The following is a 255-nucleotide window of genomic DNA, read 5'->3' on the forward strand; positions in this document are numbered from 1 at the left end:
CGGCGTCGCCAATGCGCTTCAGCGCGGCCACAGCCTGTTCGACCTGGTTCACGCTGTCCTGCGCCTGGCGGTGGCTATTGTTCATCGCGCCGACCACCTCGCGGGTGCCGTTCTGCAGGCCTTCGATCACCTGGCGGATTTCCTCTACCGAATCCTGGGTGCGCTTGGCGAGGTTGCGTACCTCGTCGGCGACCACCGCGAAGCCGCGCCCGGCCTCACCGGCGCGGGCCGCTTCGATGGCGGCATTGAGCGCCA

1 protein-coding gene is annotated in these 255 nt (G+C 68.6%); it reads right to left on the reverse strand.

Features of this window, described 5'->3' with window-relative positions:
• A partial coding sequence (locus IB256_RS30555) for a methyl-accepting chemotaxis protein (RefSeq protein WP_225602051.1) occupies positions 1 to 255 on the reverse strand: 255 nt, incomplete at both ends.

Source organism: Pseudomonas sp. PDM17, assembly GCF_014851985.1.
Taxonomy (GTDB): domain Bacteria; phylum Pseudomonadota; class Gammaproteobacteria; order Pseudomonadales; family Pseudomonadaceae; genus Pseudomonas.